This window comes from Aquirufa regiilacus (assembly GCF_032470275.1).
In the GTDB taxonomy this organism is placed as follows: Bacteria; Bacteroidota; Bacteroidia; order Cytophagales; family Spirosomataceae; genus Aquirufa; species Aquirufa regiilacus.
Genome location: NZ_JAVNWW010000006.1, coordinates 1 through 14,463, shown reverse-complemented (window position 1 = coordinate 14,463; position 14,463 = coordinate 1). Strand labels below are relative to the sequence as shown.

The 14,463-nt window shown below is 42.7% G+C and carries 9 protein-coding genes and 1 riboswitch; of the genes, 4 read left to right on the top strand and 5 right to left on the bottom strand.

Going from position 1 to position 14,463, the window contains the following annotated elements:
• Positions 1 to 101 precede the first annotated feature (101 nt).
• Complete coding sequence (gene mfd / locus PQG45_RS10605) at positions 102 to 3,431, bottom strand: transcription-repair coupling factor (protein ID WP_315577591.1); 3,330 nt, start codon at positions 3,429 to 3,431, stop codon at positions 102 to 104.
• Between the two features lie 55 nt (positions 3,432 to 3,486).
• A riboswitch (TPP riboswitch) is annotated at positions 3,487 to 3,581 on the top strand.
• Positions 3,582 to 3,674: 93 nt separating this feature from the next.
• Here mfd and PQG45_RS10600 point away from each other — a divergent pair.
• Positions 3,675 to 6,047 (top strand): TonB-dependent receptor, encoded by a 2,373-nt coding sequence (locus PQG45_RS10600; RefSeq protein ID WP_315577592.1) that lies wholly within the window; start codon positions 3,675 to 3,677, stop codon positions 6,045 to 6,047.
• 37 nt (positions 6,048 to 6,084) lie between these two features.
• On the opposite strand, the gene PQG45_RS10595 is transcribed toward PQG45_RS10600, so the two are convergent.
• Positions 6,085 to 6,822: a glycosyltransferase family 2 protein gene (locus PQG45_RS10595; protein ID WP_315577593.1), complete on the bottom strand. Its 738-nt coding sequence runs from the start codon at positions 6,820 to 6,822 to the stop codon at positions 6,085 to 6,087.
• 57 nt (positions 6,823 to 6,879) lie between these two features.
• On the opposite strand from PQG45_RS10595, the gene PQG45_RS10590 reads away from it, so the two are divergent.
• Positions 6,880 to 7,926, top strand: coding sequence for a TerC/Alx family metal homeostasis membrane protein (locus PQG45_RS10590; protein ID WP_315577594.1), 1,047 nt, complete (start codon positions 6,880 to 6,882; stop codon positions 7,924 to 7,926).
• An 89-nt stretch (positions 7,927 to 8,015) separates the two neighbouring features.
• Here the strand turns inward: PQG45_RS10590 and PQG45_RS10585 are convergent, their stop codons facing one another.
• Positions 8,016 to 8,903, bottom strand: a complete 888-nt coding sequence (locus tag PQG45_RS10585) for an AraC family transcriptional regulator (RefSeq protein WP_315577595.1) — start codon at positions 8,901 to 8,903, stop codon at positions 8,016 to 8,018.
• Between the two features lie 115 nt (positions 8,904 to 9,018).
• On the opposite strand from PQG45_RS10585, the gene PQG45_RS10580 reads away from it, so the two are divergent.
• Entirely contained in the window at positions 9,019 to 9,810 is a 792-nt protein-coding gene (locus PQG45_RS10580; protein WP_315577596.1) for a phytanoyl-CoA dioxygenase family protein, read from the top strand.
• Here PQG45_RS10580 and PQG45_RS10575 read toward each other — a convergent pair.
• A complete protein-coding gene (locus PQG45_RS10575; RefSeq protein ID WP_315577597.1) occupies positions 9,800 to 9,979 on the bottom strand; it encodes a hypothetical protein in 180 nt (59 codons plus the stop codon). The two genes, PQG45_RS10580 and PQG45_RS10575, sit on opposite strands and share 11 nt — an antisense overlap.
• A 1-nt stretch (position 9,980) precedes the next feature.
• On the bottom strand, positions 9,981 to 10,814 hold the full coding sequence (locus PQG45_RS10570; protein WP_316070846.1) for a dienelactone hydrolase family protein: 834 nt from the start codon (positions 10,812 to 10,814) through the stop codon (positions 9,981 to 9,983).
• 80 nt (positions 10,815 to 10,894) lie between these two features.
• Between PQG45_RS10570 and PQG45_RS10565 the strand changes: the two genes are divergently transcribed.
• A complete protein-coding gene (locus tag PQG45_RS10565) occupies positions 10,895 to 14,263 on the top strand; it encodes a ThuA domain-containing protein (protein WP_316070845.1) in 3,369 nt (1,122 codons plus the stop codon).
• Positions 14,264 to 14,463 lie beyond the last annotated feature (200 nt).

Genomic DNA, 14,463 nt, shown 5'->3' with positions numbered 1-14,463 from the left:
GCACAAAGGCCTAGTACGTTTAATAATTTAGCAATCATCTATATGCTCTTTCGTCAGAATTTGAAAAACAAAGGTATAAAAATCAACTTAATCCTGCTATGCTATCCTAAAATATCCACCAAAATAGTGTTTAATTCTGGAATGGTGCTTATTCTGTCCACTTGTAAAATCATTTTTCCAGATTTTTCACGAAGCTGACATTGTCCTTTTTTGCCATTAACAAATTGAATAACCTTAAGCACAATCTCCTGCGGAATCTCTTTTGAAACGAAATACAATTTCAAAATATTGCTCTTCAAGGTGATTTTTTCCACGCGCAAGACTTGTGCCTTCCAGCGGCAGCGCACCAAGTCAATCATGTCTTGGACTTCCAAAGGCATTTTACCAAAACGATCTTCCATTTCGGTGACAAATCCTGTCAAACTCGTCTCGTCATCGATTTCGTCCAAGCGTGTGTACAAACCTAATCGTTCGGAAATACTCGACACATAATCTTCCGGAATCAATACCCGTAAATCGGTTTCTATTTGGCAATCGACCTTCAAGGCCTCCGCAATTTCACTTAAATCTGTTTCAAACAGGGCCTTAAACTCATTCTCCTTCAATTCCTGCACCGCCTCATCCAAAATTTTGTGATACATGTCGTATCCCAAATCATTGATAAAGCCTGATTGCTCCGCACCTAATAAATTCCCCGCTCCCCGAATGTCCAAATCGCGCATCGCAACCTTGATCCCATCGCCCAAATCCGAAAATTCCTCCAACGCGCTCAATCGCTTGCGCGCATCACTTGTTAAAGCGGATAGGGATGGGGTAACTAAATAACAGTAAGCTTTTTTGTTGGATCGCCCAACCCGACCGCGCATTTGGTGTAAGTCTGATAAGCCAAAATGATTCGCATTGATGATGAAAATCGTATTGGCATTCGGAATATCCAATCCGGACTCGATGATGTTGGTAGCGACCAAAACATCATAATTCCCCTCGATGAAATCCATCATGATTTTCTCGAGCTTATCGCCTTCCATCTGCCCATGTGCCACACCGATCTTCGCATCGGGAACTAAGCGTAGAATGCGATTTGCCGTGCTTTCTAATTCATTGATCCGGTTGTGGACCACAAAGACTTGTCCTCCGCGGGCCAACTCATCTCGAACGCCATCTCGCAATAACTCATCGGTCATGACGACTAATTTCGTCTCAACGGGTTGGCGATTGGGTGGTGGGGTCGCGATAATCGATAAATCCCGCGCTCCCATCAAGGAGAAGTGTAATGTTCGAGGAATAGGGGTTGCCGTCAATGTCAACACATCCACATCCACACGCATTTCTTTTAAACGGTCTTTCACCTTCACCCCAAACTTCTGTTCCTCATCGATAATCATAAGGCCCAGATTCTTAAAATGCACGTCTTTGTTGACTAATCGGTGGGTACCTATTAAAATATCTGTCTGTCCATTCGTAACCCGTTCCAGTGTTTCCTTGATTTGCTTCGCCGACTTGAATCGGTTTACGTATTCAACTTTGCATGGGAATGCCGCTAGACGATCATGAAAAGTTCGGTAATGCTGCATGGCAAGTACCGTGGTTGGTACTAATACCGCTACTTGTTTTGAATCGGCTACGGCTTTAAATGCGGCACGAATCGCAATTTCTGTTTTACCAAAGCCCACATCGCCACAGACCAAACGGTCCATCGGGTGAGGTTTTTCCATATCGACCTTAACATCTGCTGTAGCTTTGGCTTGGTCAGGTGTATCTTCATATAAGAAGGATGACTCTAATTCCGCTTGGAGATAGGTGTCACGTGAAAAGGCAAAACCGGGGGCATTTTTACGTTTGGCATACAAGGAAATCAATTCCTTCGCGATGTCCTTGACTTGTTTTTTAACGCGCGATTTCTTGTTTTCCCATTCTGGCGTTCCCAACTTCGACATGGTCGGCGGGGCGCCTTCCTTGCCTGCATACTTGGAAATTTTATGCAAAGAATGGATAGAAACAGATAGCACGTCGTCGTCTCGATAAATCAGTCGGATGACTTCTTGTTCGCCATTCGACGTTTCAATCAAATTTAATCCAGCAAATCGGCCGATTCCATAATCCACGTGTGTGACGAAATCACCCACTTGCAGGCTGCGCAATTCCTTTAAGGTAAGCGCTTTACTTTTGGAGAACTTATTTTTCTCTTTGGAGCGGTGAAAGCGGTCAAATAATTGATGGTCGGGATAAAAGGCAATATTCGTTTGCTCGTCAATGAAACCTTCCCGCAAGGAAATCTGCAAGGGTTTAAACTGGATACTGGTATTGATTTCGTTGAAAATCACGTCAAGTCGTTCCAGTTGCCTTGGCGATTCCGAGCAAATGATGTTTTGAAATCCGGCTGTTTGGTTGTCCAACAGCGTATTCGCTAAGCGTTCGAAATCTTTTTGGAATACACCTGGGTTTTTAGAAGGATAGACAATCGCCTGGCTGTTCTTCAGGTGTGTCCGTTTACCAAACTCCACACAGCTGAATTGCTGCAAGGATTTTTTGATACTTTTATTCGTCTCCCAGCGCTCCTCCGGTTTGTTCAATACATTGATATCCGAACTGCTGTTCGCCAAATAAGCGGCTTCACCCTTATCAAAATTCGTCTCAATCGCATCGATGAGCATACTAAAATCCTTCAACCAAATGCGTGTCGTCGCAGGTAAAAAGGTGAAGAAAGATTCCCTCGTTTCCTGAACCAATTTCGTTTGCACATCGGGAATGAGGTGCATGGCCGAAACGGATTGGATGGATAATTGTGTTTCTGGATGAAAGGTACGAATACTATCCACCTCATCTCCGAAGAAATCCAGTCGGTAAGGGTATTCCGCCGCATAAGAAAATACGTCCAAAATACCTCCGCGTACGGAATATTGGCCCGCTTCGTAGACGAAGTCGGTACGTTCAAAATCATATTCATTCAGCGTTTCCGCGACAAAATTCCGATCGATTTTATCCCCCACACGAATGGAAAGTGTGTTTTTAACCAATGATTTCCGGTTAATCACCTTTTCCGTCATGGCTTCGGGATAGCTGACAAGGATTAAGGCTTGTCCGCTGTAATTGCTCAGTACATTGAGGACTTCTGCCCGCATGAGTACATTGGCATTGTCGACCTCCTCCCATTCGTAAGGTCTTTTGTGGGACATCGGGAAGAGGATGACGGCGGATTCGCCCAACAGGGATTGCAGGTCATTTAGCACATATTGTGCCTCTTCTTTTGCCTCGCAGATAATTAAGAAAGGATTGTTTTCTTTCAGCAATGATGCCATGAGGACGGTATCCAAGGCACCACAAAGCCCTTTGATGTAGGTGTTTTGTGGCTCAGGACGATGAATTTGTTCAGCGATGTGTTGAACAATCCCGTCTGATTTGTATAGGGAAAGAAACTCTTTGACAATCATAAAATTCTGAACAGGCGAATGGCTTGCAAAGGTAGAAAAATTTGTAACTTTGTGCATCCACAAAAAGGGGTGCCTCTAAAAAAGGCTGAGATTATACCCATTGAACCTGATACGGGTAATGCCGTCGAAGGGATTTTGTCGAGTTTTTAGCGCTGAAAACTCGGAAAAAATCAAAAAAATAAGGGTTATTGTTAAATCACACAGGATTTGACTCCTTTACCTGTTGTTAAACTTTTCAAAAAAATGAAAAAGCTAACGACGCTGTTTTTTATATTTATTACGCATGTATTATTCGGCCAAAAGGTCGAAGGGATCGTTATCGATCAAGAAACGAATGCGCCTTTATGGGGTGCTTCGGTGCGCGTTCAAGGAAGCCAACGAGGTGTACTGACGGATTCCAAGGGGCATTTTGCCCTATCTGACCTCTCGGCAGCAACGAAATTAACCGTTTCGTTTGTGGGCTATCAAGCTCAAGAAGTTGCAGCATCAAATGCTGCGCGGATTCTACTTCAACGTTCGAGTTATTTACAGGACGAGGTTGTCGTAAAGGCTACCCGAGCGGATGAAAATTCTGCCATGGCATATACCAATGTCTCCGCTCAAGAATTAGGGAAAAGTAATTTGGGTCAAGATATGCCAATGTTGTTAAATTTCGCGCCATCAGTAGTCACAACCTCCGATGCCGGTGCCGGAGTTGGTTATACGGGTATTCGAATTCGTGGTAGTGATGCCACACGAGTGAATGTGACCATCAATGGAATTCCTGTGAATGATTCAGAGTCTCAAGGTACTTATTGGGTTAATATGCCTGATTTTGCTTCTTCCGTTAATTCTGTTCAGATTCAGCGCGGGGTCGGAACATCGACCAATGGCGCAGGTGCGTTTGGCGGGTCTGTGAATATGCAGACGAATACCTTTGAAGAGAAGGCCTATGCTGATTTAAATGCCTCAGGAGGTTCTTTTGGGACCCTGAAAACGACTTTAAAAGTAGGGACGGGTTTGATGAATGGGAAATTTACGGTAGATGGTCGTTTGTCGCAAATTGTTTCTGATGGCTACATCGATCGGGCATCGTCAAACTTGCAGTCGGCATATTTATCGGCCGCTTATTTTGCGAAGAATTCCTTCATTCGTTTGAATTATTTTACGGGACGGGAAAAGACCTATCAGTCTTGGTATGGTACACCGGAATCGCGTGTTTCAGGTTCTGTTGCAGATATGCAGGCATATATTGACCGAAATTATTTATCGGCAGCGGAGGCCGATAATTTACTTTCAAGTGGCCGAACCTACAATTATTATACCTACGCGAATCAGACAGATAATTATGCGCAGGATCATTTGCAGTTGTTGACGAATCATCGGATATCGCCCAACTGGGATTTGGATTGGAACTTCCATTATACCTATGGGCGCGGTTATTTTGAGGAATTTAAGCCATCGGCGGATTTAAGTGCTTATGGGATTGCGGACAAACCTATTGTGGATGTTGTGCGCCAAAAGTGGCTCGATAATGATTTTTACGGTTCGACCTTTGCGTTAAAATATGAAGGCTCTCAACGGGTTAAATTGACCTTTGGGGGAGCTTGGAATCGTTATGTAGGTCGGCATTATGGCTTATTGATTCAGCCGCTTGCCTATGCGGGACATGAATGGTATCGTAGTAGGTCTCAGAAAACGGATTTGAATCTCTATGCCAAAGCGAATTGGGCAATTGCATCTGCTTGGAATGCCTATTTGGATTTGCAATACCGTTCGGTAGGGCATAAGATGGCTGGAACGGCCGATAAGATGCAGGATATAAGTCAAGTTTGGTCTTATCAATTCGTGAATCCGAAGATTGGTATGACGCATCAAATTTCTCCGGGCGCTAAGGTTTATGCATCGTATGCCGTGGGAAGTAAGGAGCCCAGCCGACAGGATTTTGTCGATAACCCAGGGACAACACCGCGTGCTGAATTTTTACAAGATTTGGAGTTAGGATTGCAAGGCGCACGGAAGAAAATAGCCTATCAATTGAATGGGTATTGGATGAATTATTCAGACCAATTGGTATTAACGGGTGCTGTAAACTCGACAGGAGATGCGATTCGAACAAATGTGGCATCCAGTTACCGCTTGGGATTGGAAGCAATCCTGAACTATCAGGTGTCGAAGCGGTTTAAGTTGGAGGCTAATGCGACGTTGAGTCAAAATCGAATCAGGAATTTTCAGGAGAAAATGATTGATTATGAAAATTATGAAACGGTAGTTATTGATCATGGAACGACGGATATTGCTTTTTCTCCCTCGATGATTGCAGGTATAACATGGACTTATACGAACGGTCCGTTTGAGGCAAGTTTATTACGTAAATATGTAGGGAAGCAATATTTAGATAATACGTCTTCTGATGCTCGATCAATTCCGGCTTATTTAACACGTGATATTCGCATTCAATATCGATTTAAGAAGCGATTTGCCTATAGTTTATTGTTGAACAACATTACGAATGAGCAATATGTCTCCAATGGCTATACGTATAGTTATCAATATGCAGGAGCGACGACGACGGAGAATTTTTATTATCCGCAGGCGGGCTTCAATTTCTTAATGGGTCTTTCGGTTCGTTTATAAATAAAAAAGGCATTGCGATTGCAATGCCTTTTTTTACTTAGTTCATCAGTTCCCATTTGCAACCCCATTTTGCGAGGCGGTATCGGATGGAATACCAGATTACGCCAAGCCCGTAGATCGAACTGCGTTTAAAGTTGATGGATGAAGCTTCTTCGAAATATTTAGTTGGGCAAGTTACTTCGCCAACTTCAAAACCTTTCCAGAAGATTTGTAAAATCATTTGATTATCGAAGACGAAATCATCATCACATTTCGTGAAATCCACGGCTTCGAGTACTTCTTTCGAAAACGCGCGATATCCCGTGTGGTATTCGGATAGCTTTTGATCAATCAGAATGTTTTGGAATAATGTCAAGATGCGATTGGCAATGTATTTATAAATAGGCATGCCACCTTTCAGGGCTCCTTTGCCTAAAATTCTCGACGCAAAAACGACCGGGTATAGGCCATTTCCGATGATGGAAATCATGGCTTTTAAGAGCATGGGAGTATATTGGTAATCGGGGTGAAGCATAATCACAATGTCGCCACCTAATTCCAATGCCTTCGTGTAGCATGATTTTTGGTTTCCGCCATAACCTTTGTTTTTATCGTGGCGGATGATGTGTTTGATGCCAATTTGTTGGGCCACTTCTACCGTATTATCGGGGCTGTAGTCATCAACTAAAATGACTTCATCCACCCAATCGTGCGGGATTTCCTTGTAAGTTTTTTCAAGTGTCAATGCTGCTTTGTAAGCGGGCATTACGACGATTACCTTTTTGCCTTCGTACATATAATATTGGCCAAATTTTACGACCTTTGTGCCTTCAAAATGTAAAAATACTTATTTATGAGTGAAACGCTATTTTTTCTTGTCTTTTCGGTGGCTGTTATTGCTGTCATGTTAGTGGATTTGGGCGTGTTCAAAAAGGCAGGTGCGGCTGAGGTAAGTTTTAAGGAAGCGGGTTTTTGGAGTGGAGCATGGGTATTATTAGCCATTATTTTTTATGTGTTTTTGGGCTACAATGGGGCGATGGTTCACGGTATTCAGGATATGGCTGGATTGAAAGCGGTTCAACAGGCTTATGCGCCACACATTGATTTAGGGTCTGGATCTTATTTCGATCAATTGGCCATTTTTCAGGATAATTTATCGTTGGAGTTTATCACCGGCTATTTGGTTGAATACTCTTTGTCGGCAGATAATGTATTCGTCTTCATTTTGATTTTCAACTCTTTTGGCGTTCAAAAGCGCTATTACAAGAAGATATTGGTTTGGGGTATTTTGGGAGCGATTGTTTTACGCTTGATTTTTATCTTCCTGGGTGCGGCTTTATTGCAGAAGTTCGATTGGATTATTTATTTGTTTGGGGCGTTTTTAGTGTACACGGGGGTGAAAATTTTATTTTCCAAAGAGCACGAGGAGTCGATTGATCCAGGTGATCATCCGGTTGTCAAACTGTTGTCTAAATACTTTAATGTATACAAGCGAAATGTGATTGGTCGATTCTTTGTACGCATGAAGCATACAGGTAAAATATTCATTACCCCGATTTTCGTCATTGTGGTTGTGATTGCTTTTACGGACATATTATTTGCCGTGGATTCGATTCCTGCGATATTTTCGATTTCGAAAGATCCTTATATTGTATTCTTTAGCAATGTATTTGCCGTGATGGGTTTACGGTCTTTGTTCTTCTTTTTGTCGAGCTTGATGGGTTTGTTTCGCTTCCTGCCGATGGGTTTGGGGGTGTTGCTCAGTTTTGTCGGATTGAAGATGATTGGGCACCATTATTTGGAACAATGGGGCTTTGGAACCCTGGCTTCTCTTGGGGTTATTCTTGGAATATTGAGCGTGAGCATCGGTTTGAGCCTTCTTTTTCCTGCGAAAAAATAATCAGTTTATTATCAGTTTTTTATTAGGTGATTCTCATCTTAAAACTGATTTTTGCTAACGCTGCCGGGGTCTGAAGACCCCGGCAGCGTTTACTCCACCTCCCATTCCCGAACTAATTTTCGGTACTGCAAGGGCGTCTCGTTCATGTATTGCTTAAACTGTTTATTAAAGTGCGATAGATTCCCGAATCCACTCTCAAAACAGATCTCGACCATCGGTTTATTACTGGAACGTAATAATTCACACGCATGTTTAATGCGAAATTCTGTCACCAAAGACACAAATGTTTTTTTCGTCACCTTTTTAAAATACCGACAGAAGGCCGTTTCTGTCATATTGGCTAAGTGTGCGACCTCATCTAAATGGACTTCCTGCGTGTAATTAGCAATCACATAGGCATAAATACGGTTGATTCGATCCAAGTCGGTACTTGATAGCTGATAGTTTACCTCATTCGTATCAATCGCTTGTGTATCCGCACCCGACGTGCTGATGAGATGTAAAATATTCAACAAGGACATTAAACGAGCAAAGGGATTCAATTCCTTCAGTGCCAACATTTCCCGCACGACGCGATCTTGCGTCGGTCCTTGGATAGCGAAGCCCCCACGGGATTTCTCTAATAATTGCTTAATGGCCCGGCACTCCGGTTTATTAAAAAAGTCAGCCCCTAAAAAATCTTGCGTAAAGTGTATGACTAATGCCTGTGCTTGTTGGGCATCTTCCGTTTCCGTTAGCCAGTCTTGGCGGTGATTTTGCCAACAATGCGGTAGGTTTGCCCCCAGCAGAACTAAATCCCCTGGATGAAAATCCGTGATGTGGTTTCCTACGAAACGTTTGCCTTCTCCGGAAATAATCAATGTCAACTCAAATGCAGGATGATAATGATACGGGGCATCAAATCGATTTTGAATAACTTCCTTCAGTTGGAAAGAACTGTTTTCTAGAGGGTCCAAATGTTCTAAACTCGCTTTCATTTTAGCTGACTAATAAGTCGGTAAATCATTATTAGGTAAAATTGCATTATTTTTTGCTAAGTTTGATGTGTTCAAAGCCATCTATTTTCAAGAATTTTGCAGGAAATCTTCTTCTATGTTGCAAACAAACTATCCGCTTCAAGCCCATCAAATTGCTGATTTTCAGCGCAACGGTCATATTTATTTGTCAGGATTAATGCCTAAAGAAGCATTAAGTACCTATCGGGATGCTATCGTGGAATGGGCCGACGATTTTCGAAAGAAGCAAAAGCCCATGGAAGAACGTGATACGTATGGGAAAGCATTTTTACAAATGATGAATTTGTGGGAAGAGGATGCAAAGATTAAAGAATTTGTCCTCGCAAAGCGTTTTGGTCAAATTGCCGCGGATTTATTAGGCGTTCAGCAGGTTCGCTTATACCATGACCAAGCCTTGTTCAAAGAAGCGGGAGGTGGGCATACGCCCTGGCACCAAGATCAATACTATTGGCCCTTAAGTAATCCGAAAACCGTTACGATGTGGATGCCACTCGTGGATATAACAGAAGAAATGGGGATGTTGACGTTTGCCTCCGGTACACAAGGTGTGAAATTGCCCCCTATGCCTATTTCGGATGAATCAGAGGCGACGATTGCTTCTTTTGTTCATGATCAAGGATTCCCTATAGTGGCTCAAAAAACAATGGCCGCCGGAGATGCGACATTTCACATGGGTTGGACACTTCATGCTGCGCCAGGGAATCATTCCGAAACCATGCGTGAAGTAATGACGATAATCTTTATGGATGCTGATATCGAGGTATGTGAACCCCAAAATGAAAACCAAGAGGCTGACCGAAAACGCTGGTTGGCTAGTAAGCCAGCAGGTAGCCGAGCAGACTCTTGGTTAAACCCGATTATAAATTAGGGCAATCGCACTTTTTGGGTCTCTTTTTGAATAGTCCCCAGAGAAAGCCTTTTTTCTTCTTGTAGACCTTTGGTTTGGCATAGCTAAACACGGTCGCACGCGCGGATGCCTCGTAAGTAGGTCCCGCGAAAAACATTCCCAGAATCAATAAGAGGATAAATTTGCGCATGTTATTTTAAACGGGCTTTGAAGTAATTTATTGCCATGTTCCAAGCTTCTTCTGTAGCAACTTTGTCATAAGCCGGATTCGACGGATTCGCAAAAGCATGTTCCGCATCGAAGGATTTAACGGCTACTGTTTTTCCTGCTAGCTTCATATTGGCTTCGAATTCAGCAACGATAGCGGGAGAAATGAATTTTTCCCGACCCGCGAATAAACCTAAAACATCCGTCTGAAGTGTTTTCAACTGGTCCACGTCTTTCACCGGCATTCCGTAATACATCACGCAAGCAGCTGCCTGAGATCCCGCTAAAATGGATGCTTTTAGAGAAAGTCCACCTCCAAAACACCAACCTACTGTGGCGATTTTGGCTTGAGGTCCTGCGTAGTCGATAGCACCCTTGATGATATTTTCTAAACGCAAAGGATTGGCTCCGCCCATGTATTTGCCAGCATCCTCGCGGGTTGTGGCTACTTTGCCATCATACATATCGATCGCTAGGACATTTACGTTTCCTAAGGTTGTGTAGAAATGCTCTGCTTCACGCTTGATGTGATCATTCAACCCCCACCATTCTTGAAAAACGAATAAGGTGTAATTCGTTGGCTTAGCAGCTTTAATGAAGAATGCATTCGCTTGTTGGCCATCCGGCGTCGAAAACGTGATCATCTCGCCGCCAGCTTGACTCACATGATGATAAGGTTTTGGTAATTTGTGGGAGCGTTGGAAGGCCTTGTTCGAAGCCATCAATTGCATTTCGTCTTTCGTTACGAAACAGCAAGATTGACCAAAAGCATAAACACTTACAAAAATGAGTGCAATTGTTGTGACTAGTTTGTTCATGGTAGAAATATTTGAGGAAATTTATGAATAAAATTGGCATTTAGGCTATCTTGCAAGACCTATTGTTAAAATTATCAACTATGAAAAAGAATTTGTTCGGCTTAGGCCGAGTGATGTTTGCTGTTATTATTAGCATTACATCGATCACCATTGCCTTTGCTCAAGAGGCTAACCCATTAAAAGGTCAAAAAGTTTTGGTCTTTTCATTAACCAAAGGTTTCCGTCACAGTTCCATTAAACCAGGTCAAATCGCCTTATTTAAAATGGCAAAGGAAAAAGGTTTCTCAGTCGATACGACAGAAAATCCAGCTGTATTCACGGAAAAAAACTTAAAAAAATACCGCGTGGTCGTGTTTATGAGTACGACGGGAAATGTCCTAAACGACCAACAGCAAAACGCATTCGAGCGATACATTCAAGCAGGTGGTGCCTATTTTGGGGTACATGCTGCGACGGATACCGAATATGATTGGCCATGGTACAACAAATTAGCTGGCGGCCAATTTGCATCCCATCCAGGGCGTCCCAATGTTCAAAAAGGGACATTTACGGCGGTTGATAAGACACACATCTCAACGGCTCATATGCCTACAACATTTGATCGCACCGATGAATTCTACGATTTCAAAAACTTCAACAAGGATGTAAAGGTACTTGTGACTTTGGATGAGAAAACATACAAAGACGGTAAAATGGGGGATTATCACCCCATGGCCTGGTACCACGAATTCGATGGTGGGCGTGCATTTTACACCAACTGGGGACATACGCATGAGACCTTTGATGAGCCTTTAGTATTACAACATATTTGGGGTGGTTTGCAATGGGCGGCTTCAGGTCCTGCCATTAATTTCAATAAGGCTTTACGTACAGGTCCACTTCCAGAAGACAACCGTTTTACTAAAACAATCTTAGATAAAAACTTAGATGAGCCTACGGAATTGGCTTTGACGGATGGAGGTAAAATATTCTACGGGGAAAGAAAAGGAAAACTGAAGATGTATGATCCGAAGAAAGGGAAGGTGAAAGTGGTTGCCGACTTGAACGTATTTTCTAAATTCGAATACGGTTTAATGGGTGTGAATGTTGACCCGAACTACAACAAAAATCATTGGATTTATTTATTCTATTCGCCACAAACGGGTCAAGCGGATACTGCACAACACCTTTCTCGCTTTGTCTATGACGACGTGAAAGACACCTTAATGATGGATAGCGAAAAGGTATTATTACGTGTTCCTGTGAAGCGTGACGGATGCTGCCATACCGGTGGTTCGATTGCTTGGGATAAGACGGGTAATTTATATTTGTCAACCGGTGATGATACAAATCCATTTGATTCCAATGGATACGGTCCGATGGATAACCGCGACAAACGTTCAGGTTGGGATGCACGTGCAACATCGTCGAACTCGAATGATTACCGTGGAAAGATTTTACGCATTAAGCCAACGGATGATGGCAAATACACGATTCCGGAAGGGAATTTATTCCCTAAAGGTATGTATCACACAAAACCCGAAATCTATGTGATGGGTAATCGTAATCCCTACCGGATTGCAGTAGATCAGCACAACGGTTTCTTGTATTGGGGTGAAGTAGGACCTGATGCGGGAGATGATTCTCCTAAATATGGTTCAAAAGGACATGATGAAGTGAACCAAGCACGTGAAGCCGGCTATTTTGGTTGGCCTCTATTTGTCGCTGATAATCGCCCGTACAACCAACGTGATTTTGCAAAAGACAGCACTTGGGCTAAGTTTAATCCCAAAGCACCTGTAAATGATTCACCACACAATACAGGTTTGGCGCATTTGCCAAATGCACAAAAAGCATTCATTTATTATCCATATGGCGATTCGCCGGAATTTCCAGTGATGGGAAAAGGTTCTCGTAATGCGATGGCTGCCGGAGTATATTATAGTGGCGACTATCCAAAGGATTCAAAGGTGAAATTACCAAATTACTATGATGGTAAATTGTTTGCTTATGATTGGGCACGCGATATGGTCTATACCGTGAGCATGAAGGCTAATGGAGATTATTTGGGTATGGAGCGTTTCTTACCAGGAACGACATTCTCGCATCCAATGGACTTTGCCTTCTCGAAGGAAGGATCCATCTATGGGTTGGAATATGGTCCAAACTGGTTCGCGCAAAACGAAGAGGCCGTTTTATTTAAATTGGAATACAATGCAGGTAACCGTACGCCCAAAGTTGTTGCATCCGCAAATAAAAAAGAAGGCGCAGCACCAATGCAAGTAAAATTCTCATCAGAAGGTACGATGGATTTTGATAAAGATCCGATCACCTATCAATGGAATTTCGGTAATGGCCAAACAAGTTCGGCAGCAAATCCTACCTATACGTATACCAAAGCGGGTATTTACAATGTTGTCTTAAAAGTGAAGGACAACAAAGGAAATGCTAATACGGCTTCGATTCGTGTTAAAGTAGGAAATGATGTACCGAAAGTCGATGTTCAAATTGAAGGAAATAAAACCTTCTATTGGAATGACAAAACGGTCAACTACCAAGTTGCGGTAGTCGATAAAGAAGATGGTTCTTTGGCAGCAAGTAAAATTGCGGAAGAAGACGTTGTGTTAAATATCAATTACTTGGAAGGTTATGACAAAACAATCATCGAACAAGGACACAAAAGCAATACAACCTTCTCTAACGGAAAGCGTTTAATTGATTTGTCCGATTGTAAAACTTGCCATGCCTTGGATAAGAAATCGATTGGACCCGCTTATAAGGAAATCGCGAAGAAATACCGTGCGAGCTCTCAGAACATCGATGAGTTATCGAAGAAGGTAATCAGTGGCGGCGGCGGCGTATGGGGTGAACAAGTGATGGCAGCCCATCCACAAGTTTCCAAATCAGATGCGCGTGAAATGGTTATTTATATCTTAGGACTTTCGGATGCGAAGAAAGCATCACAACCGGTGAAAGGTTCTTATGTGACTTCGGATAAAGGCAAGCCAGGAACGTTTATTTTCTCTGCATCTTATACGGATAAAGGAAATGGCAAAATGGCTCCTGCTACGGGTCAAAAAGTGGTAACCTTACGCGATGCGAAAGTAGCTGCTAGTTCATGCGATGCGAATGCAAAAACGATGAAAACGAAAGTTGATGGACTTGGCGAGATTTTGGTTGCCCTTGGTGATCAAGGTTATGCATCTTTCAATCAAATTGATTTGACTGGAATTAAGCAAATCAAGGTTTCTGCTTTTGTTTTAGCAGGCCAAACGGCTGGAGGAAAACTTGAGTTGCACCTTGGTAGCCCAACTGGCAAATTAGTGGGTAGCGTTGATATTCAGAAAGCAGGCCAGGTTGCTATGCCAGTTGATGCAGCAGGCGTGAACGACTTATACTTTGTATTTGTCAATCCAGTAGCTGGTGAGAAAGCGCTATATGCGTTGAAGGAGTTCTTCTTTGAGAACTAAGTTTTTAATACCCCAGGTTAAAACCTGGGGTTATAATAATTTGGTTTATATAGAATAAAAAAGAGGCCCCAAGTAGACTGCCCCCAAAAAGTTAGACACTTATTGGGGGCATTTTTATGAACAAAAGAAACAAGTATGATTACAAGTTTAGGCTTCAATGTGTTGAAGCTGTAATCAAAGACAACTGCTCGATACGAGCA

What these genes read in the sequence shown, in the direction of transcription:
- mfd (WP_315577591.1), bottom strand. Translation starts at nt 3,431, where the DNA reads ATGATTGTCAAAGAGTTTCTTTCCCTATACAAATCAGACGGGATTGTT.
- PQG45_RS10600 (WP_315577592.1), top strand. Translation starts at nt 3,675, where the DNA reads ATGAAAAAGCTAACGACGCTGTTTTTTATATTTATTACGCATGTATTA.
- PQG45_RS10595 (WP_315577593.1), bottom strand. Translation starts at nt 6,822, where the DNA reads ATGTACGAAGGCAAAAAGGTAATCGTCGTAATGCCCGCTTACAAAGCA.
- PQG45_RS10590 (WP_315577594.1), top strand. Translation starts at nt 6,880, where the DNA reads ATGAGTGAAACGCTATTTTTTCTTGTCTTTTCGGTGGCTGTTATTGCT.
- PQG45_RS10585 (WP_315577595.1), bottom strand. Translation starts at nt 8,903, where the DNA reads ATGAAAGCGAGTTTAGAACATTTGGACCCTCTAGAAAACAGTTCTTTC.
- PQG45_RS10580 (WP_315577596.1), top strand. Translation starts at nt 9,019, where the DNA reads ATGTTGCAAACAAACTATCCGCTTCAAGCCCATCAAATTGCTGATTTT.
- PQG45_RS10575 (WP_315577597.1), bottom strand. Translation starts at nt 9,979, where the DNA reads ATGCGCAAATTTATCCTCTTATTGATTCTGGGAATGTTTTTCGCGGGA.
- PQG45_RS10570 (WP_316070846.1), bottom strand. Translation starts at nt 10,814, where the DNA reads ATGAACAAACTAGTCACAACAATTGCACTCATTTTTGTAAGTGTTTAT.
- PQG45_RS10565 (WP_316070845.1), top strand. Translation starts at nt 10,895, where the DNA reads ATGAAAAAGAATTTGTTCGGCTTAGGCCGAGTGATGTTTGCTGTTATT.